The organism is Marinimicrobium koreense (assembly GCF_003762925.1).
Taxonomy (GTDB): Bacteria; Pseudomonadota; Gammaproteobacteria; order Pseudomonadales; family Cellvibrionaceae; genus Marinimicrobium; species Marinimicrobium koreense.
Map to the genome: position 1 here is coordinate 2,883,972 of NZ_RJUK01000001.1, position 20,853 is coordinate 2,904,824.

General features: G+C 58.4%; 16 protein-coding genes. 9 read left to right on the forward strand and 7 right to left on the reverse strand.

Annotation, left to right across the window (positions count from 1 at the left end; translation table 11 throughout):
• Window positions 1-36 precede the first annotated feature (36 nt).
• A complete protein-coding gene (locus EDC38_RS12425) occupies window positions 37-2,133 on the forward strand; it encodes a hypothetical protein (RefSeq protein ID WP_123638777.1) in 2,097 nt (698 codons plus the stop codon).
• A gap of 94 nt (window positions 2,134-2,227) precedes the next feature.
• Here the strand turns inward: EDC38_RS12425 and EDC38_RS12430 are convergent, their stop codons facing one another.
• Window positions 2,228-3,148: a sugar phosphate isomerase/epimerase family protein gene (locus EDC38_RS12430; RefSeq protein ID WP_123638778.1), complete on the reverse strand. Its 921-nt coding sequence runs from the start codon at window positions 3,146-3,148 to the stop codon at window positions 2,228-2,230.
• A 157-nt stretch (window positions 3,149-3,305) separates the two neighbouring features.
• Between EDC38_RS12430 and EDC38_RS12435 the strand changes: the two genes are divergently transcribed.
• Entirely contained in the window at window positions 3,306-5,027 is a 1,722-nt protein-coding gene (locus EDC38_RS12435; RefSeq protein ID WP_123638779.1) for a GMC oxidoreductase, read from the forward strand.
• Between the two features lie 9 nt (window positions 5,028-5,036).
• Window positions 5,037-5,588 (forward strand): gluconate 2-dehydrogenase subunit 3 family protein, encoded by a 552-nt coding sequence (locus tag EDC38_RS12440; protein ID WP_123638780.1) that lies wholly within the window; start codon window positions 5,037-5,039, stop codon window positions 5,586-5,588.
• Here EDC38_RS12440 and EDC38_RS12445 read toward each other — a convergent pair.
• A complete protein-coding gene (locus EDC38_RS12445; protein ID WP_123638781.1) occupies window positions 5,577-6,518 on the reverse strand; it encodes a carboxylesterase family protein in 942 nt (313 codons plus the stop codon). The genes EDC38_RS12440 and EDC38_RS12445 overlap by 12 nt on opposite strands.
• Window positions 6,519-6,651: 133 nt before the next feature.
• Between EDC38_RS12445 and EDC38_RS12450 the strand changes: the two genes are divergently transcribed.
• From EDC38_RS12450 to EDC38_RS12460, 3 genes are all read left to right on the forward strand, one after another.
• Entirely contained in the window at window positions 6,652-7,974 is a 1,323-nt protein-coding gene (locus tag EDC38_RS12450) for a GGDEF domain-containing protein (protein WP_170162921.1), read from the forward strand.
• 314 nt (window positions 7,975-8,288) lie between these two features.
• Window positions 8,289-10,280: a pectate lyase family protein gene (locus tag EDC38_RS12455; RefSeq protein WP_123638783.1), complete on the forward strand. Its 1,992-nt coding sequence runs from the start codon at window positions 8,289-8,291 to the stop codon at window positions 10,278-10,280.
• A gap of 126 nt (window positions 10,281-10,406) precedes the next feature.
• On the forward strand, window positions 10,407-11,591 hold the full coding sequence (locus tag EDC38_RS12460; protein WP_123638784.1) for a pectate lyase family protein: 1,185 nt from the start codon (window positions 10,407-10,409) through the stop codon (window positions 11,589-11,591).
• Window positions 11,592-11,635: 44 nt separating this feature from the next.
• On the opposite strand, the gene EDC38_RS12465 is transcribed toward EDC38_RS12460, so the two are convergent.
• The 5 genes from EDC38_RS12465 to def form a co-directional block, all read right to left on the reverse strand.
• On the reverse strand, window positions 11,636-13,081 hold the full coding sequence (locus EDC38_RS12465) for a TrkH family potassium uptake protein (protein WP_123638785.1): 1,446 nt from the start codon (window positions 13,079-13,081) through the stop codon (window positions 11,636-11,638).
• A gap of 13 nt (window positions 13,082-13,094) precedes the next feature.
• Window positions 13,095-14,483: a Trk system potassium transporter TrkA gene (gene trkA, locus EDC38_RS12470; protein ID WP_123638786.1), complete on the reverse strand. Its 1,389-nt coding sequence runs from the start codon at window positions 14,481-14,483 to the stop codon at window positions 13,095-13,097.
• An 86-nt stretch (window positions 14,484-14,569) separates the two neighbouring features.
• On the reverse strand, window positions 14,570-15,886 hold the full coding sequence (gene rsmB / locus EDC38_RS12475; RefSeq protein WP_123638787.1) for a 16S rRNA (cytosine(967)-C(5))-methyltransferase RsmB: 1,317 nt from the start codon (window positions 15,884-15,886) through the stop codon (window positions 14,570-14,572).
• Window positions 15,883-16,869 (reverse strand): methionyl-tRNA formyltransferase, encoded by a 987-nt coding sequence (gene fmt, locus EDC38_RS12480; RefSeq protein WP_123638788.1) that lies wholly within the window; start codon window positions 16,867-16,869, stop codon window positions 15,883-15,885. Before fmt ends, rsmB begins: the two co-directional genes overlap by 4 nt.
• A 30-nt stretch (window positions 16,870-16,899) precedes the next feature.
• Entirely contained in the window at window positions 16,900-17,409 is a 510-nt protein-coding gene (gene def / locus EDC38_RS12485) for a peptide deformylase (RefSeq protein WP_123638789.1), read from the reverse strand.
• A 284-nt stretch (window positions 17,410-17,693) separates the two neighbouring features.
• Between def and EDC38_RS12490 the strand changes: the two genes are divergently transcribed.
• From EDC38_RS12490 to tsaC, 3 genes are all read left to right on the forward strand, one after another.
• Window positions 17,694-18,728, forward strand: coding sequence for a LysM peptidoglycan-binding domain-containing protein (locus EDC38_RS12490; protein ID WP_123638790.1), 1,035 nt, complete (start codon window positions 17,694-17,696; stop codon window positions 18,726-18,728).
• An 87-nt stretch (window positions 18,729-18,815) separates the two neighbouring features.
• The gene (gene dprA / locus EDC38_RS12495; protein WP_123638791.1) at window positions 18,816-19,952 is read left to right on the forward strand and encodes a DNA-processing protein DprA; all 1,137 of its coding nucleotides are present in this window, start codon (window positions 18,816-18,818) and stop codon (window positions 19,950-19,952) included.
• 56 nt (window positions 19,953-20,008) lie between these two features.
• Window positions 20,009-20,581 (forward strand): L-threonylcarbamoyladenylate synthase type 1 TsaC, encoded by a 573-nt coding sequence (tsaC, locus tag EDC38_RS12500; RefSeq protein ID WP_123638792.1) that lies wholly within the window; start codon window positions 20,009-20,011, stop codon window positions 20,579-20,581.
• The last annotated feature ends 272 nt before the right edge of the window (window positions 20,582-20,853 follow it).

The window sequence follows — 20,853 nt, forward strand, 5'->3', positions numbered from 1 at the left end:
GATATCATTAGATAAAAACGTAGGAGATCAACCGATATGAAACTTAAATTATTAGCAGCATTAATGCTGGGCAGCACCCTGGTCGCTTGCGGTGGTAGTAGCGGCGGCGGTGGTGGCGGGGGCGGTAATGACGACCCCGATGACATCCCACAAGATGATCCGCCCGAGGAAGGTACTCAGATTGAAATTCAAGCTGAAACCTTGCCTCTGGTAGAGAACTTCGAAGCGACCAGTACGCTTGACTTCTTCAGTGACTCCTACAAAGCACTGAATACTCCAGCATCCAACACTATCGTGGATGAGGATGGCAATGAATCCACGCTGACCGATCCACATCCTTCGTTCTATTACCCGACCTGTTGCTTGTGGGCTGAAGACCCCGACACCGGGGAAGTGTCCATCGGCGAAGTTGATCCTGAGTCTACCAGTTGGATGGCGGGTAACGGCTATCTCGCATTGATTGACAGTGCTCGCATGAGCATCGGTCAGATTCTGTCCGATTTGACGGACGAAAATGCCAACGATAGAAAGAGCGATACCAGCGATGGTGCCGAAGGTGCTACCGCTGAGCTGGGCAGCTGGGGTGAGTTGGATCTGAGCGAACCCTACCGCGTTTCTTTCTGCCTGAACGACAACGGCCCTTGGGGCTCTGGTTTCAGTAATCTGGAGCTTTACGTCGACAACAACAGTGGTGGTCGCCAAGCTGACTCACTCTGGAGCACTGCTTCGTTACTGTTGCGAGAAGAAATCGGTACTTTCCAGGCCGGTAATCGCGTAGTCGTTGATGTTCCTGGTGATGCCTACATGATGGATAACGAAGGCAACCGTGTCGGAGACACCATCGCTGTTATCCCGGCACTGGATGGCGATAGCATGCCTGTGGGTACTTCTACCTCTTACTTGCAGCTGCGGGTGAGCAGCGGCGGTTACGCAGTGATCAGTAACCTGGTGGTAGAACATCAGGCTGGTGATGCCGTGGAATACGCCACCTGTGAAGTCAACGAAGAGTATGTGCAGCCTCCGCAGTTCGAAGGTGTTGCATTCGAAGGTCTGCCGCTGAGCGTTAACCTCGACATGACATTCGAAGAGTTCTTCGGTGAGGAAAACGAAATCTTTCTGGCTTTCCCGGATGATTTGACCAAGCCGTTCTACAACCCGCGCGCTGGTTCTTCCCGCATGTATGTTGCGAATAACGCGATTACCTGGGGCGATGGTCGGTTCTACGTTGGTCATGATGAAGGCACCGGTCTGGAGGCCGTCGGCGGAATCGACTTGAGCCAGCCATATACCGTCAGCTTCACCGTCAACAAGGCTAACGACGCTGGTGGCAATTTCATGATCTACGTGAACAACACTGAATCTGGCACCGGTAGTGCAGAAGATGGTTGGAACTCAGTGCATGAAGACGCTACTACTATTTACTCCGCAACACTGGACACCCTCACAGATGGTCAGGAAGTAGTTATCGAGTCCGATGTGGGCACTGCTACTTCTTTCTTCCAGTTCCGCTGTGATTCAGGCTGTGGTCAGCCTGAGGGTCCGGATTCTGAGCTGGGCATCACGCTGAGCGATATTGTAATCCAGTATCAGGACTCTAATGGTGGAGACGCAGGGCTGATCAATGAAGCTTTTGAGGGCATTACATCAGAAGACTTCTACAGCACTGAATATCGCCATGTGTCCACTGACGCCAGTACCTCCTTCTATTATGAGACCGGTGGTACAACTGCTGTAGTGGATGGTGTTCTGAGCTTTGATTCTTCTCGTATCACAGCAGGTGACCGGACTCGGGCCGCCACTACGTCCGAAACCACTGAACCCCAAGGTGACATGGATCTGAGTCAGCCGTTCCGCATTCAGTTCGATGTCGTTGCGGTAAACACTGTTCCAGTGGAAGAAGACGCAACAGCCAACTTCTTCGTATATCTGGATAATAATACGACCAGTTCTTCGAACTCTCTGCATGATTTCGACTCTCGCATCGTGAATGTAGATTCCCGTACCTATGAAGCTGGGCAAACCTACGTTTACGAGATTACTGAAAATCTCGGTACTACAGAGTCGTTCCTGCAGTTCCGCTGCGAGTCCGGCTGCGCCATCGACATCGATAACTTGATTGTTGAGCCGATGTAATAAGGGCGACCCAAGAAAAAGGATTTTCTTGTTACCCTAAACAAAAGAAGCCCCGCGTATGCGGGGCTTCTTTTGTTCGGACAGCCGTTTAAGGTCAGCCTTTGATCGACCGCAACAAATCCCGCGTCAGAATAATCCCTTCCGCTTCCGAGTGCCTATCGCCCTCGTACTCAACGCCCACCCAGCCGCTGTAACCCACGGCCATGACGATATCCATCATCCGGTGAAAGTCGATGCTGGTTTCATTGCCCTGAGCATCAAAGGCATAGCTCTTCGCGCTCACCGCTTGGGCATAGGGCATCAGCTCGCGCACGCCCTGATACTTGTCGTAGCTCTCGCCGGTCTCGCGATTGATGGTGAAGTTGCCGAAATCCGGTAGGGTGCCCACTCGTGGGTGGTTGGCGGTTTCCATCACCTGGCTCAGCCAACGGGCGTTGGAGGACAGGCCGCCGTGGTTTTCCACCAGCACATTCAGGCCCAGGGGTTCGCAGTACTCCGCCAGCTTGACCAGACCATCGGCCGCGCGCTCGCGCTGTTCGTCGTAACTGCCCTGGCTCTGGGCGTTTACCCGGATGGAATGGCAGCCCAGGGCGTGGGCGGCGTCGGCCCATTTTTTGTGGTTGTCCACAGTCTGTTTCCGATCGGCTTCGGTGGGGGCACCCAGGGCGCCTTCGCCGTCGATCATAATCAGCAGACTGCGCACGCCCTCATTGTCCGCTCGCTGGCGCAGGTCCTGGACCAGGGCGTCGGAGAGGTTGTCCTTGTAGAACTGATTGACGTACTCGACACCGCCGATCTCGAATTCCTGGCGGGTGATGGCCGCGAAGTCCATGGGGCTGGCGTCTCCGCTGAAGAAGCGGCGGTGCAGGGACCACTGCGCCAGGGAAATATCGAAGGTATTGCGCTTGCCGATCAGGCTGCCACATCCGGGCAGAGTAGAGGCCGCCGCCACGGCGGCACCGAGGGTCGCGGCGCCTTTCAGGAAATGGCGTCGTCCTAGCGGTATCCGGTCCATAAGTCCTCACTTTATTGTCGATTTTGAATGGTTGGGTCAGTCTAGCGAGCATTTTTTGACCGTGCAACCGGTTTCATTTGTCGCACAGGTGGGTAATAATGGCTCGCCAGTGGGGGCAGTGTACCCCGAAATTGATCAATAACGATAAGGTGTGGTTATGGCGACAACCAAGGTCAGCGCGACCATTCTGGGAGCGGGCAAGCAATCGCATACCTACGATGCCATCGTCATCGGCTCCGGTATTTCCGGGGGCTGGGCGGCCAAGGAGCTGTGTGAGCAGGGCCTGCAGACGCTGGTATTGGAGCGGGGCGGGCACATCGAGCACATTGAAGATTACCCCACCGCCCACAAAGAGGCCTGGGATCTGCCCCTGTTCGGGGAGATGTCCGCGGAGTTCAGAGCCGCCAACCCGGTGCTGTCGCGCTGCTACGCGGTCAATCAGGCTACCGCCCATCACTTTGTGAAAGACGCCGAGCACCCCTACCAACAGAGCAAACCCTTTGATTGGATTCGCGGTTATCAGGTCGGCGGCAAGTCATTGATGTGGGCGCGCTGGGTGCAGCGCTGGAGCGATTTCGACTTTGAGAGCAACGCCCGCAACGGCGTCGGTGTGGACTGGCCCATCCGCTATCAGGACCTTGCCCCCTGGTACAGCCACGTGGAAAAGTTTGCCGGTATCAGTGGCAACCGCGACGGTCTGCCGCAGATTCCGGATGGGGAATTTCTGCCACCGATGGAAATGAATGCGGTGGAGAAACACTTCAAGCAGTCCATCGAAAGCCAGTTCCCCAACCGTCATCTGGTGATGTCCCGCACCGCCAACCTGTCGCAACATCACAATGGACGCGGGCCCTGCATGTACCGGGCCCGTTGCGCCCGGGGCTGCCCGTTTACCGGTTATTTCAGCAGCAACGGGGTAACCCTGCCGGCCGCCGCGGCCACCGGCAACCTGACCATGCGTCCACACTCGGTGGTGCACTCCATCATCTACGACGAGCAGAAACAGCGCGCCACTGGCGTCAGGGTGATCGACGCCGAAACCAAGGCGGTGACAGAGTATTTCGCACGCATCATTTTCGTCAACGCCAGTACGCTGAACACCACCCTGATTCTGAAGAACTCCACCTCCGAGCGTTTCCCCAATGGCCTGGGCAACGACAGTGGGGTGCTCGGGCACTACCTGATGGATCACAACTACCGCACCCGGGCGAGTGCCGAGGTGGAGAGGCTGGAAGACCGTTACTATTACGGTCGTCGTCCCACCGGCACTTATCTGCCCCGGTTTCGCAATATTTTTGATGATAAGCAGGACCATTACATTGGCGGTTTCTCATACTCCGTGGGCGCCTACCGGGCGCAGGGTAATGTCCAGGAGGGTGACGCTCCCTTCGGCGCCGAGTTCAAACACAAGATGAGTGAAGTGGGCCCCTGGCGGATCAATATGACCGGCATGGGGGAGTTTCTGCCGCGCTTTGACAACAAAGTGACCCTGAGCAAGGACCAGACCGATGCTTGGGGCATGCCACTGCTGAATATGGACTGCGATTATTCGGACAACGAGCACCATATGACCCGGGACATCCGCGACAGCGCCGCCGAAATGCTGGAAAAAGCCGGCTACAAAAACATCCAGACCGTTGACAGCGAGCAGGCCCCGGGGCTCGCCATTCATGAAATGGGCACCGCCCGCATGGGGTTGGATCCGAAAACCTCCATGCTCAATGGCCATAACCAGCTGCATGCGGTGCCCAACGTGTTTGTGACCGACGGCGCCTGCATGACCTCGTCCGCCTGCCAGAATCCGTCCCTGACCTATATGGCATTGACGGCCCGGGCCGCGCATTACGCGGTGGATCAACTCAATAAACGCAATCTGTAAGGGGGCGAGATGAATCGCAGACAGGCATTACACACGATGATGGGTGCGCTGGGTCTGGTATCGGCCACCCAGGTATTCGGTGCGTCCGCCTTTTTAAGCGGCGCATTGCCCACGGCCGTTCAACCCGTGCTGGCCGAACCGGAGGTGGCACTGCTCAGTGACCTTGGTGAGACCATTCTGCCCAGCACCGAGGATTCACCCGGTGCCAAAGCCGCCGGTATCGGCGCTTTTATGCAGGCGATGGTCAGCGGTTATTACACGCCGGAGGAGCAACAGGTCTTTCTGCGGGGTCTGGCCGACCTGCAGCAGCGCAGCCAGGCTCAGTTCAACACCGATGCCGGCTCGCTGACACCGGACCAGCGAGCGCAATTGCTTTTGGCTTTGGAGCAAGACAGTGACGCGGACTACTACCGAATGATCAAGCAACTGACCCTCTGGGGCTACTTCGCCTCGGAAGTGGGTGCCAAGCAAGCCTTGCGCTTCGCCCCCATTCCTGGCCGTCATGAGGGCGATGTGAAAATTGATCCCGGCACCAAGGCCTGGGCGAACTTACTCCCCTGAGGGTTCGTCCGCCCGGGAATGCCCCAACAACCAGCGGTACAGGTCTTCGCTGCGGTACACCCGGGTCCAGGCATCGTGGCCCATGTCCTCGTGGTTGGTAAAGCGCACTGCCGGGTGTCCGAGCTTTTCCAGCTCGTTCAGCCCGGGGTAAAAATGCTCAATGGTGACGACCGGATCGCGCCCGGCGGCGAACGCCCACAGGGGTAGCTGGTGTTCCGCAATGGGCGCCATCAGATCCGGGTGACCCCAGCCCACCACTGGACTGATGGCCGCAAAGCGCTCCGGGTGCTGGCTGGCCATATACCAGGTACCGAAGCCACCGTAGCTCAGGCCACTGAGATAGACCCGTTGTTGATCCACCCGGTAGTTGGCCTCGATCCGGTCGAGCATCATGGTCAGGTCGTCTTCAATTCGGTCCCAACCGTTGGGCAGGGTGGGGGGAATGTCGTCCATGGACGCGGGCGCGGGCACGCCATTCATGGGGTCGGGCGTCGGGAAATACGCCGGGCGGGGAGGAACCCCATCGGCCAATCGTTGGGGTATTTGAGACGGGTCCCGGTTGCGCAGGTAATCCGCGTGCTCATCCATCCCGAACATGGGGAGCTGGGGCACAATCATGATGAACGGCAGGTCCCGTTTCTGGATCCAGGCTTCGTACAGCGGCCCATGGGCCAGTACATAGTCCAGCTCGTCCCGGCCATTGCCCCGCTCACCGTTGCCGTGCAGAAACATCAACACCGGCCAGTCTTTCCCGGCTTGAGTTTCATAGCCTCTGGGCAAATACACGAAAAACTGCCGTTCGCTGCCATCCAGAGCGCTGGTAAAGTCCAGGCGCCCCAACTGCGGTTCGGAGCCTTCGGATTGGCCCTGGGGTTGGAGGCTGCAGGCCGTCAGCAGCCAAAAACAGAAAGACAGAGTTATGAGTCGCATGGTATGACCTCGTTTATGGTTATAACTACCGGCTAACCATAGCAGAATAATCTGATAAATGGCCCAGCCAGTCGCCCAAAGAAGTAGGTTGCTTGCTACAATTGGCGCAATATTCAACAAAAACGGCGCCGCCATGTCTCCCAGTCGCTCCTTGTATTTCTTGCTGGTGGCCATTGCCATTACTTTACTGGCTGTGGCAGCACACCCGCTGATTCCCGAGCGGCAGCACTCATTGGTACCCCACGCGGACAGCATGGTGATTCTCGCACCCTACGGCGACGCCATGCAGGGCGGGCCGAGTCATTCGGAGTGGGTCGGGCCGGAGGAGGATTACCACTGGCGCTGCCGGGTTGAGCCCGAGGGCGATTACGTGTTCTGCGGCATCAATCTCTTGTTGTCCGAAGATAATCTGCACGGGTTGGATCTCACCGACTTTGAGGCCTTTGAGCTGCAGCTGGAAACCCCGGGCCACAATCAGGATGTCCAGTTCTTTATGCGCCATTACGATGAGCGCTACTCCAGCCCGGACGACAATAACAGTGCCCAATTCAACAAGTTTGATATCAAGGCCGGAGAGTTGGGGGGAACCCTGAGAATCGGTTTTGATGAGCTGTCTCTGGCAGATTGGTGGAGCAGTGCTCGAGACCTGCCGCGAGAGCTAAGGCGTCCCGCGTTTCACAATGTGATCGCCATCGGTATCGGCTATGCGCAGGCGCTGGAGCCGGGACACTACGATGTGATCATCAAAGAGGCGAGTTTTGTCGGTGAGTGGATCTCGGCCGCCACCTGGTACCTGAGTACTCTGCTGATCTGGCTGGTGGGGCTGAGTGCCTGGGGCATCCATCGGTTGGTCCTCCTGTCCCGGATTACCCGGCGCCACCGTCGGCAACTGGATATCCTCTCCAATCGCAATGCGCAGTTGAAAGAGGAAACCGACCGTTACAAGCAACTGTCCACCCGCGACCCGCTTACTGGGGCCTACAATCGTTACGGTTTTGAACAGCGTCTGTCCCAGATGATTCACCAGAACGAGTTCCAGCCCATCTCATTGATTCTGCTGGATGTGGACCACTTCAAAACCTTCAACGATACCTACGGTCATGATGCCGGGGACAAGGTCCTGCGCCAGTTAGTGAACCTGCTCGATCAGTACACCCGCAAGCAGGATGTGCTCTGTCGCTGGGGTGGTGAAGAGTTTCTGCTTTTGTGCCCCAATACGGATGCCACCAGTGCAGTGGTTCTGGCGGAAAAAATCCGGCAGCTGGTCTCCGACGCCCGCATCGAAATGGATGAAAAAGTACGCCTGACCGCCAGTTTCGGAGTCTGTCAGATTCGGGCGGGTGAGCCCTATATCGATGCCTTTGTCCGCACCGATCGGGCGCTGTATCAGGCCAAGGACCAGGGGCGTAACCGGGTGATGTTGTGCCCGGAAGCTATGCTGACTGATACTCGCTGAATCCAACACAGATGTAAACGGTTACGCACAAAATACATAGCCTTTTCCGGGTGCCAGAATTCAGTGTCTGATAGTACGGCATGCTCCATGAGAATCGGTTACATCCATTGAAATGGCACCACCCACGCGCTTGACGTCCCCCGCTCCGCGTTTCATATTGATCCTATCAGCCCGTATTTCAACAAACGTAAAGCCACTGTAAACCCGCGTTGTTTTGGTGGTATGCTCAAAAAATAGGCGATTGGTGAGAAGGTCGCCGGATACGTATTTTCAATAATTATTAAACGCAGTAACCGAAGTGAGAGTAATCAACCATGACTATCAACAAGCTTGCCCTTGTTGCGGCCATCAGTGCGCTGCTGTCCGCCTGTGGGGGCTCCGGCTCCGACAATCCCCCTGCTTCCAGCTCATCCTCAAGCTCAAGTAGCAGTTCCAGTTCCAGTTCCAGTTCGTCTTCGTCCGCTAGTGGACCCAATGAGTACGACGGTGAATGGGCCTCTTGCGAACGTTTCAATACTCCCCAGGGCTTTGCAACCCTGGGCGATGGCGTAACCGGTGGTGCCGATGTGGGTGCGGGTAACCATGAAGTTGGCGTGGTCACCGGCGCTCAGTTGCAGAATGTTCTGACTGACGAGCAGTACGCCGATCTGCCGCTGACGATTTATATTGATGATCTGATCACTTGGGACAATTCCAACGGCGGCATTAAAGTACGCCGTGAGGATGTGACCATTGTCGGTCGCACCGAAAGTGCCGGTTTTGAAGGCGTAGGCCTGGAGCTGAGCCACGGGGCCAGCAACATCATCATTCGCAACCTGGAAATGCGCTACGTTCCGCAGGCGAATGGCACCGGTGACCTGATCAATCTGGATGGCCGCGATGGCGCGGTAACCAATGTCTGGATTGATCACAATGAGCTGTATAACAGTCGCCAGGCACCGGAGGACTCAGGCTGTGGTCTGGATGAAGATTGCAATAAGGATTACTACGATGAGCTGGTCAGTGGCCGCGGTGCGGTGCAAAATGTGACCATCTCCTATAACTACATGCACGATAGCTGGAAAACCTCGCTCTGGGGTTCCTCCGACAGTGCGGAAGAAGACGCCGGTCGCACCATCACCTTCCACCACAACTACTGGCACAACGTGAACTCGCGCTTGCCGCTGTTTCGCTATGGTAACGCCCACGTGTTTAACAACTACTATCACGACGTGGACGGTTCGGCGATCAACTCGCGCATGGGCGCGGAAATTCGCGTTGATGGCAACGTCTTTGAGAATGTAAGCCATCCCATTACCTCCCAGTTCAGTGAAGAGCGCGGTTTCTGGGATGTCGATGACAATATTTTCGAAAATATTTCAGCGAGTGGAAGTTGTCCTACGACGGGAAGCGAATGCCGCGGTGCACATGAGGAATCCACCACCTCGTACATTCCCGGTTACCTGTACGACATCATGCCGGCGTCAGACGTCCGTGACTATGTACTTGAGTACGCCGGACTTGGCGTAATCGACGAGTGTCTTGACCTGCCCGAACCCGATGGCGGCAATGACGCCCCAGCGTTCAATACCGACCCCCAAGATCCTCCGGGCGCCTGGAGCGTATTTGATGGTGAGCTGGCCCCGGATGCCGATGGTTCCATCGCGCTGGAAGCGGGCGGCAACGCCAGCTTCGAACTGGGTGGTGATACCGACATGGATTACTTCACCGTCAACGGCGATGGGACCATCGATATCGACACCACCAGTGATGTCAATCTGCGTCATCATGCAACACTGCGCGGCGTTCTGCCGGAAGGGTATCCCAAGTACCTGACCGTCGTCGCCCGAGTGCAGGGTTATAATGAAGAGAGCCGGCTGCTCGAAATCGAAACCGCCTTTGCCGATGAAGGCGAAGCGGGCAGCCGTTTGAAAACCCTGCTTCGAAATCAGGAAGGCGCGGTGGGTATCCAACTTGAAGATGCTGATCCGGTCAACGACAACTCACCGGATTATTACGATCAGTTGGATATGACGGAGTACCACACTTACCAGATTAGCGTGACCATGAACAGTGCAACCCACGGTAACGTCCGTATCTTCGTGGATGGTAACGACGAGCCGGTTATCAGCCTGTTGGATGTTCAGATGCGGGCGGCCAGCAGTGCCGGCGACAACTTTGTGCGCATTGGCGATGGCGGTGGTCATCCCTACAAGAGCAAGATTGATTGGCTGGTTTGGACCACCGAATCTGATTACTTGCCCAGTGACCTGAAAGGCGCTCTGCCTGAAGGGTTGGGAGACATTACCGGCTACGAAGCCGAATAACCTTTACCGAATATGTTTCGGGCAGGCCGTTGCCCGAGACCACAACAGGAACCCCGCTGTACGAGTGTCTGGCACTGCGACAGTGGGGTTTTTTTATGGCAACAATAAAATAAAAGTGAGAGAACCATGAAAACAACCCATCCATTACTTTATCTGCTGTTGGCACTGACGTTATCCGCCTGCGGCGGCTCGGGCAGCGACGAAGGCGGCAGAAATCCATCGAGCAGCTCGGCATCGTCGAGTAGCGAGGACAACAATAGCGGTAGTAGCGAGAGCAGCATGCAAAGCTCCAGCACTCTGAGTTCCTCCAGCTCCTCCAGTGCCCGCTCTGATGATGGCCTGCCCGATGCCGGACGGCTGTCCTGTGAGCAGGCCAATCAGGTCCAGGGTTTTGCGTCGCTGGGTGAAAGCACCACGGGCGGTGCCGGCGGCGATGAAGTGACGGTAAGCACCGGCGTCGAGTTAGCTTCGGCGCTGGACAACAAGGGCAACCAACCGTTGATCATCTATGTGGACGGCACCATCACGCCGGAGAATTCTCCGGACGATAAATTCAGCATCAAGGATATGAACGATGTGTCGATTATTGGCGTGGGCAGCAATGCGCTGTTTGATGGTATTGGTATCAAAATCTGGCGGGCGAACAATATTATTGTGCGCAACCTGACCATGCGTTACGTCAGTATCGGTGACAAAGACCACATCAGCCTGGAAGGGCCGGCCAGTCATGTCTGGATAGACCACAATACCTTTTACAATGACCTGGATACGGACAAGGATTTTTACGACGAGCTGGTCAGTGGTAAAAAGAACGTGGACAACGTGACGATTTCCTACAACGTTCTACGGGACAGCTGGAAAACCTCGCTGTGGGGCAGCAGCGATTCGGACAGTGCGCACCGGCGGGTAACCTTCCATGGTAACCATTGGCTCAATGCCAATTCCCGTTTACCGTTGTTCCGGTTTGGTGAAGGCCATATTTTCAACAATCATTATGAAGGCGTGATCAATACCGGCATCAATTCGCGAATGGGTGCAACCATCAAGATCGATGGCAATCTATTTGAAGATTCGAAGAACCCGATCGGTTCCTGGTTCAGCGATGAGATAGGTTATTGGGATCTGGGTGAAAACCAGTTTGTGAATGTCGAGTGGGTTGCCGCGACGGATGGTGATGTGACGGCCGGGCCGGATCCGGAGTCCACGGTCAGTTACGAGCCGCCTTACGATTACACCCTGGTCCCACTGGAAACGGTGGCGGATCATGTGGCGGTCAACGCCGGTGCCGGAGTCATCGCCGACTGTCTATAATTTCACTGTGCGTTCAAGGCTGAGCGGGCCGAGTCCCGCTCAACTCATCGGCGCCAGAACATCGGGCTGAACAGCACCAGCAGAGTGAAGACTTCCAGGCGCCCCAAGAGCATGGCAAACGTCAGAATCCACTTGGCCGGGTCGCTGATCGCGCCGTAGTTACTGGCCACGTCCCCCATGCCGGGACCCAGGTTGGTGATGCAGGCGCCCACCGCCGAAAAAGCGGTTTCCAAGTCCAGCCCGGTCATCAACAGTGCCAGAAACATGACGATGTAAGTCACCACATACATCGCAAAGAATCCCCACACCGCTTCAATGACCCGATCGGGCACACTGATCTTTCCGACCTTGACCGGAATGACGGCGTTGGGGTGAATCAGTCGGTTGACCTCCCGTACGCCCTGTTTGTACAGCAACAGTACCCGAATCATTTTCATGCCGCCGCCGGTAGAGCTGGCGCAGCCACCGAGGAAGGCGAGCAGAAACAGCATGTAGGGCAGAAAGGATGGCCACAGGTTGAAGTCCGACGCGAATCCTGCGGTGGTCAGCGTCGATGCCAGGTTGTAAATCCCCAGCACCAGGCTGTCGGTGAAGGCGAGGGTCTCTGACGCATACAGGTAGGATACCGTAACGACGCTGCCGAACACGATCCAGCCGAAGTAAAAGCGGAACTCCGCGTCCTGCATGTAGTGCCATAGGCTCTTGTCGCGCCAGGCAATAAAGTGCAGCGCGAAGTTGGCACCGGCCAGCACCATGAACACCGAACAGATCAACAGGATGGCCGGGCTGTCGTAGTAGCGCAGGCTCTCATCGTGACTGGAAAAGCCACCGTTGGCCACGGTGGAAAAACTGTGTCCCAGGGCTTCGAACCAGCTCATACCCGCCAGCTTGTAGGCAATAAAGCAAGTGACCGTAAAGCCCAGATAAATCAGGAACAGCGCCTTGGCCGTTTCAGTGATGCGGGGGGTGAGCTTGTTGTCCTTGACCGGACCGGGCGCCTCGGCCCGGTACAGCTGCATACCCCCAATGCCCAACAGCGGCAGAATCGCCACCGCGATCACAATAATCCCGATGCCGCCCAACCACTGCAGTTGATGCCGATAAAACAGAATGGACGGGGGCAGGGCGTCCAGCCCACTGATGACTGTCGCCCCGGTGGTGGTCAGCCCTGAAAGGGATTCGAAAATCGCATCGGTAAACGACAGATCCAGTCCCATGGAAAAGTACAGGGGAATGGCACCGAAGGCGCCGAGAACAAACCAGAACAAGGCGGTAATCAGAAAGCCATCGCGAGTGCGCAGCTCCTGGCGGCGTCCGCGCACCGGCAACCAAGTGGCAGCACCGGCGCCAAAGGTGATGACAAAGCCGATCAGGAAGGTCAGATAATTCTGATCGTGGAACCAGAGCGAGACGCTGATGGGCACCAACAGCGTCAGGCTGAACAGCATCAGCAGTACGCCCAGAACCCGTGCGATGGTGGCAAATTGCATGGCCGTCCCGACGCTAGAAGAAAGTAAAACCGACCTGGAAGAGCTTTTCCAGGTCGCGAATATGCTGCTTGTGCAGCAGGAACACAATTACATGATCGCCCGGCTCCACCACCAGGTGGTCGTGGGCAATCAGTACTTCACTGGTTTCATCGTCTTTCTCCCGCACGATGGCCCCGATGTTGGCCCCTTCGGGCAGGTCGATGTCTTCCAGTGCCCGACCCACCACTTTGGACGACTGACTGTCGCCGTGAGCGATCAGCTCAATGGCTTCCGCCGCGCCACGGCGCAGGGAGTGCACGTTGACCATGTCGCCCCGGCGCACGTGAGTGAGCAGGCTCCCGATGGTGGTGGTCTGGGGCGAGATGGCGATATCAATTTCCCCGCCCTGGACCAGGTCCACGTAGGCGGGGTTATTGATCAACGCCATGACCTTACGGGCACCGAGGCGTTTGGCCAGCATGGAGGACATGATGTTGGCTTCATCGTCGTTGGTCAGGGCCAGAAACACATCGGTATCTTCAATGTTTTCATCGAGCAGCAGGTCCTGATCCGAGGCGTTGCCCTGGAGCACGATGCTGCGTTCAAGCTGCTCGGAAAGCTGGCGGCAGCGCCGCTCATTGTGCTCCACCACCCGAACGCTATAGCGGCCCTCGAGTTTTTTGGCCAGCCGCAAACCGATGTTGCCGCCGCCGGCGATCATCACGCGCTTATAGGCGGTTTCCAGCCGGCGCAGTTCACTCATCACCGAGCGAATGTCGTTTTTCCCGGCGATGAAAAAGACTTCATCGTCCGCCTCGATGACGGTGGAACCGTGGGGCACAATCGCGCGATTGCGCCGATAGATGGCCGCCACCCGGGTATCCACGTTGGGCATATGCTGACGCAGAAAGCGCAGCTCCTGACCGACCAGGGGCCCGCCGTGATACGCCTTGACCGCCACCAACTGGGCCTTGCCGTTGGCAAAGTCGAGCACTTGCAAGGCGCCGGGCTGTTCGATCAGCCGGAAGATGTAATCCGAGACCAGTTGTTCCGGGCTGATCAGCACATCGATGGGGATGGCGGTGTCGGTAAAGAGTTTGTCGTAAGTCAGGTAGGCGTTGGAGCGCACCCGGGCAATTTTGGTGGGCGTGCGGAACAGACTGTGCGCCACCTGGCAGGCGACCATATTGATTTCATCATTACTGGTGACCGCCACCAGCAGGTCGGCATCTTCGATACCCGCCTGCACCAGCACGTCCGGGTGAGAGCCTTCACCGGTCACCACGCCGATATCGATCCGGTCGCGCAATTCGCGCAAGCGCACGTCGTTGGTGTCGATCACCGTGATGTCGTTGGCTTCGCTGGCGAGGTGTTCTGCCAGGCTGCCGCCGACCTGTCCGGCGCCGAGAATAATGATTTTCATAGGCTAGCTTGAGTCCCCTGGCGTCGCGCGTCGTGATTCGGCGCGATCACGCGTTCAGGCAGTGTGACCGAAAGCCGTATTCTGCCTTAAACGCTGTGGTTTTTCTCCCCGATCTTGCGCAGTCGGGCGTAATAGAAACCGTCGTGGCCATTGTCCTGTGGTAAAAGCTGGCGACCGCAGGGTTGTGTGAGCCCCCAGTCCACCTCGAGCGTATCGCACCGGGCGTCCGGATGTTGCTGTACAAACGCCTCCACGACCCGGGTGTTTTCCTCCGGCAGAATCGAACAGGTGGCATAGACCAGCACGCCGCCGGGCTTCAGGGTGGACCATAGCGCGTTAAGAAGGCGCCCCTGCAAAGCACTCAGTCGGTCGATGTCGGCGGCCGAGCGCAGCACTTTAATATCCGGCTGACGCCGGATGATGCCGGTGGCCGAGCAGGGGGCATCGAGCAGAATGCGGTCGAAGGCGGTGCCGTCCCACCATTGGTCCGGTTGGCCGGCATCGCCGCAGCGCAGGGTGGCCTGCTTGCGGAGGCGGTCGAGATTCTCCTGCACCCGGTTCAACCGGCGCGCGTCGCTGTCCAGGGCGACCACCTCGGCCAGGCCCGGTTCGGTTTCCAGTATGTGTCCGGTTTTCCCGCCGGGGGCGCTGCAGGCGTCCAGCACCCGCTGTCCGGGTGCCAGTTCCAGCAGTTCGGCACTGAGCTGGGCCGCTTCGTCCTGGACGCTGACGCCACCGTCCTCAAAACCGGGTAAGGCCGTTACCTGACAGGGCGTTTGAAGGGTGATCCCGACCGGGCTGAAGGGGGTGAGGCTGGCCTCGATGTCCTGTTCGCGCAACTGCGCCAGGTAATCTTCACGGGCGGCGTAGGCCGGGTTCACCCGAAGGGTCAGGGGAGGGTGACCGTTATCGGCCGCAACCACAGCCTCCGCCTGCTCGGGCCAGTGATGGCGCAGGCGTTTCAGCAGCCAGTTGGGATGGGCGGTGATAAAGCGGTCATCGTTCGCGAGCGCGCCATCCAGTGCTTCTCGCTCGCGCTGAAAACGCCGCAGGACGCCATTGACTAGGCCCTTGGCCCAGGGCTTTTTCAGTTCTCGGGTGCTTTCCACAGTGGCACCGATCGCCGCATGATCGGGGATACGGGTGTACAACTGTTGGTAGAGTCCGAGCAGCAGCAGCGCCTGAACATCCCCGTCTTTGGGTTTGAGTGGCTTGTCCAGCAACTGGCCCAGATAGGCCGTCAGGCGCGGATACCAGCGGCAGGTCCCGTAAGTGAGTTCCTGTAACAGCGGGGCGTCGCGCTCCGGCACCCGGCTCTGGTAATCGGGCAGAAGGCTCGCCAGGGAGCCCTGCTGGCGCAACAGGTCGGCCAGTAACTTGGCGGCCGCCGTGCGCACCTTCATACGCCGGGCTCCGGTCGGGCAAGTACTTCGCCGGGGGTAAACAGATCGGCCCGGCCGCGCAGCAGTTCGGCCACTGGCAGGGCTTTTTTCCCGGGTAATTGCAGGCGGGTCAGCTGCAGTTGGCCTTCCCCGCAGGCCACGCCGATACCGGCTTCGCCTACAGACAACACGGTACCGGGGGCTTCCGGGCCGTCGTGAGCGAGTGCCCTGGCTTCCCAGACCCGAAAGCTGTCGGTCGATTCGGCGCGGCGGGTATGGCAGATCGGGAAGGGATTGAAGGCGCGCACCTGTCGGGCCAGCTCGGTGGCTGGGCGTGCCCAGTCCAGCGCCGCTTCGGCCTTGGTGATTTTGGGGGCGTAGGTGCTTTGGGCGTCATCCTGTGCCTCTGGTTGGGCACAGCCCTGGGCTAACTGTTCCAGAGCTGTCATCAGCGCGGGGCCGCCGAGCTCGGCCAGCCGGTCGTGCAGTGCCCCGGCGGTGTCATCGGGACCGATGGGGCAGTGGGCTTTGACCAGCATGTCGCCGGTGTCCAGGCCCACATCCATCTGCATGATGGTGACGCCGGATTCGGCATCGCCGGCCTCAATAGCGCGCTGAATGGGCGCCGCACCCCGCCAGCGGGGCAACAGCGAGGCGTGCACATTGATACAACCCAGACGCGGCGTGTCGAGCACGGCTTTCGGCAGCAGCAGGCCGTAGGCCACTACCACCATGATGTCCGCGTTCAGGGCGGCCAGCTCGGCCTGGGCCGGCTCGGATTTCAGGGTTTCCGGCTGGAATACCGGTAAGTGGTGCTCCAGGGCCAGGGCTTTGACCGGGCTGGCCTGCAACTTCTTGCCTCGCCCGGCGGGTCGGTCGGGCTGTGTGTAAACACCCACTAACTGGTGTGGCCCCGCCAGCAGGGTGCGCAGGTGATGAGCGGCAAAATCGGGGGTGCCTGCGAAGACAATCCGCAGGCCGCCGGGGGAATCAGAGTCGGACATGAGGCTCGATGAGGTTGGGGCGGACCGCAATCAGGCCCGCAGACGGTGTTGTTTTTCCAGCTTCTTGCGAATGCGCTGACGCTTGACCGGGGAGATGTAGTCCACGAACAGCTTGCCGTTCAGGTGGTCCAGCTCGTGCTGAATGCACACCGCCAGCAGGCCATCAGGCTCCAGCTCAAACGGCTTGCCATCACGATCGAGCGCGTTGACACGCACTTTTTCCGGGCGCTCCACGGTCTCGTAAAAGCCGGGGATGGACAGGCAGCCCTCGTCATAGGGGCGCAGGGTCCCTTCATCCAACACCGTGACTTCCGGGTTGATGAACACCATCGGCTGGCTCTGATCTTCGCTCACATCGATGACCACGACCCGTTCGTGCACATTCACCTGAGAAGCGGCCAGACCCACGCCGGGCGCGGCATACATGGTCTCGAACATGTCGTCCACCAACTGGCGGGTGCGGTCGTCCACCTGGGCGACCGGCTTGGCCACGGTGCGCAGACGAGGATCGGGAAATTCCAGAATCTCGAGTTTCGCCATAATCTTTGTGACAAACCTCTAGTAAAAGAAGAAAAAGCGTTGCTAACATGATGATCGCACAGCGTTTACTTGCTATGCTTCGGGTAGCGCGCGGGTTTGCGCCGCCAATAATGACGACAGCCGCTACGCGTGTTGTCAGCTCTGTGTCAGGATTATAACCGGTATGGGCCTTTTTACCCTAATTCAATAGGTACCAATACGCCTCGAGGGTCCCCAGGGGATCATTGAAGCGGGCTGAAGGGTTCCAATGCACTCCCGGGCCTAACAATACAGGATCGGTTTCTATGAAAAAGTTGATGCTGGGGCTCCTGCTGGTCCCGCTGTTCGCCATGTTGAGTTGGGCGGACGAGGCCGCGTTCCGGAGTGACCATCCGGACGAATACATTGTCCAGAAGGGCGATACGCTCTGGGATATTTCCAACCGATTCCTCCAGACCCCCTGGTTATGGCCGGAAATCTGGCACGTAAACCAGCAAATTCAGAACCCTCACCTGATCTACCCGGGCGATGTCATCTCTCTGGTATACATCGATGGCGAGCCCCGACTGACCGTGGATCGCCCGGTGAAGCTGGCTCCGGGCGAGACCAAGCTCAGTCCGAGTGTCCGGGTGCTGCCCCGCGACGAGGCCATCAGCACCATCCCCCTCGACCGGATCAACAGCTTCCTCTCGCGCAGCCGGATTGTCTCGGAAGAGGAGCTTGAGGCGGCGCCCTACATGGTGGCGGGCCCCGAGAAGCGGATTATTGTGGGCGAGGGTGATTACGCCTACGGGCGTGGCGACTTCGAAACGGACATGACCAATTATGGGGTGTACCGCAAAGAGGAGCACTTCCGCGACCCGATCACTGGCGAATATCTGGGCACTCACGCGCAGAACATCGGTACGGTTCGCGTGGGGAATACCGACGAGGACATTACCCGTGTCCAGGTGCTGACCTCTCGGGAAGAAATCCGTATGGGAGATCGGTTGTTGCCCAGTGAAGAGCGCACAATCGAATCCAATTTCTATCCCAGTGCTCCGGATGATGAGATCAATGCCCTAATTCTTGCCGTTGAAGGCGGCCTTAGCCAGGTTGGCAAACTGGACGTGGTCATGGTGAACAAGGGCGATCGCGAAGGGCTGCTGGTGGGTAACGTGCTGGCGGTGTACAAGCGCGGCGAAGTCACCCGCGACCCCGTGACCGGGGAGCGGATTACCCTGCCGGACGAGCGTGCCGGCCTGGTGATGATTTTCCGCACCTTTGAAAAAATGAGCCTGGCTCTGGTACTGGAAGCCGAGCGTCCGCTGGCCGTAAACGACAAACTGCTCAACCCCTGATTTAACCCCTGGCTCAATCAGATCTGGGATTGTTAGACCGCGCGGCCCACCTCCCGGGCCGCGCCTCATGGATGACACGAGGACCTCATGGAAGAACATCATTTTTCCCATCTTTTATTGCAACGACTACCCGGCGCTGGCGCCGCCAAGCGCGCTCGCCTGCTGGAGCACTTCGGCTCCGCCGGAGCGGTCATTGAAGCCTCCCCCGACGTGCTCAAAGGCTGGCTGGACCCGGAAGCTTGCGCGGCGCTGGGCGATTACCAGCGAAACCCCAGTGGTTGTGCTCTGGCACGAAGTGCGCGAAAGGATCTGGATTGGCTCGCCGAGCATCCCGAAGTCCAGGTGCTCAGCCTGGAGGATGAAGATTACCCACCGCTGCTTCGGGAAATTCGCCGGGCACCCCCGCTGCTGTTTGTCCGCGGTTCCGTGACCGCCCTGAGCATGCCGCAGATCGCCATGGTGGGGAGCCGGAATCCATCCACAGGTGGGCGCGATAATGCCCGCCAGTTCGCCGCCTTTCTGGCGGGGCGGGGCTTTGCCATCACCAGCGGCCTGGCCATGGGGGTTGATGGCTTCGCCCATGCCGGCGCCCTGGATGTGGAGGGCGTTACCATCGGTGTGGTCGGCACGGGAATTGATCGCGTCTACCCGGCCCGGCACCGTCAATTGGCGGAAGATATTGTCGCCAACGGCGGTGCCGTCGTATCGGAATTCCCCCTGCGGGCCAGTCCCCAGCCTTCGAACTTTCCCCAGCGCAACCGGATCATCAGCGGCCTGAGTGGTGGCACTCTGGTGGTGGAGGCCGCCCTCAAAAGCGGCTCCCTGATCACCGCCCGCTACGCCCTGCAACAGAACCGGGAAGTCTTCGCTATCCCCGGCTCCATCCATAACCCCCTGGCCCGGGGCTGTCACCGCCTGATCCGCGAGGGCGCAACCCTGGTGGAAACCGCGCGGGATATTGTCGAGCAGCTTGGCGGTTACCTGGGGTATCAGAGCGATCTTTTCAGCGCCTCGTCGGAAGCATCTCTGGAGCTGACAGACAAAGAACAACGGGTGCTCGAAGCGCTGGGTCACGATCCTAGAGATCTTGATTCACTGGCGGACGACAGTGACTTGGAGGTGGGGGAGCTGTCGGCACTGCTGATTGGTTTGCAACTGAAGGGCGCGATCACCGAAACCGCGGCGGGTTTTGAGCGTACGGCCTTGGCAAATCTGTGCGATTAGGCGCCTTTTCAGTAAACTACGTCCTTTTATGTCCCCGTTGAGAGGATTCGCCCCCGATGAGTACCACTTTTCCCTGGAGCACTAACCCCCGCATTCAGCGTGCCGCCCAGCGCATGCGCGCTGGTGGCGTGGTCGCCTATCCCACCGAGGCGGTCTGGGGCTTGGGTTGTGATCCCAACAATGCCGAGGCGGTGGCGCGGCTATTGGCCCTGAAGAGCCGCCCCTGGGAAAAGGGTCTGATTCTGGTTGCGGCCCGCATCGAACAGTTCGCGCCCCTGGTCGAGCGCCTAGATAGAGGAATGCAACAACAGTTGCAGGAAACCTGGCCGGGGCCCGTGACCTGGCTGGTGCCCACCGCCGGCCTGGTGCCCGAGTGGATCAGCGGACGCTTCGATTCGGTGGCGCTGCGGGTTACCGACCATCCGGTGGCCGCGGGCTTAAGCCTCGCCTTCGGCGGCCCGATCGTCTCCACCTCCGCCAACCCGGCCGGCAAACCCTCCGCCCGTAACGCCCTGGAGGTCCGCCGATACTTCAAAGACCGGCTGGACGATGTGACTCCCGGGCGTGTCGGTAACCGAACTCAACCCTCCCAGATTCGCGACTTGATCACCGGGGACATTCTTCGCTGAAATCTATGCAGGCTATCTAGGGTGGCAGTGCGGGAAGTATCGGCTTTCAAGACACGCCGTGAATACATCCCTGTAGGCTCGAATCGCGAATCCCGCGCTCCACGGTCTTGAAAGCCGATACTTCCCGCACTGCCATGCACGCTGTAGGAAGTGCCATGCATACGTATTCAATCGATTGCAAAAGGTGTATTGTGGTGTTTTCGGCCACTTTCCCCGAACTCGGCCCGCTCCCTCCGGGCGTCGCCGATCGATCGAATAACGTAAACGGAGCG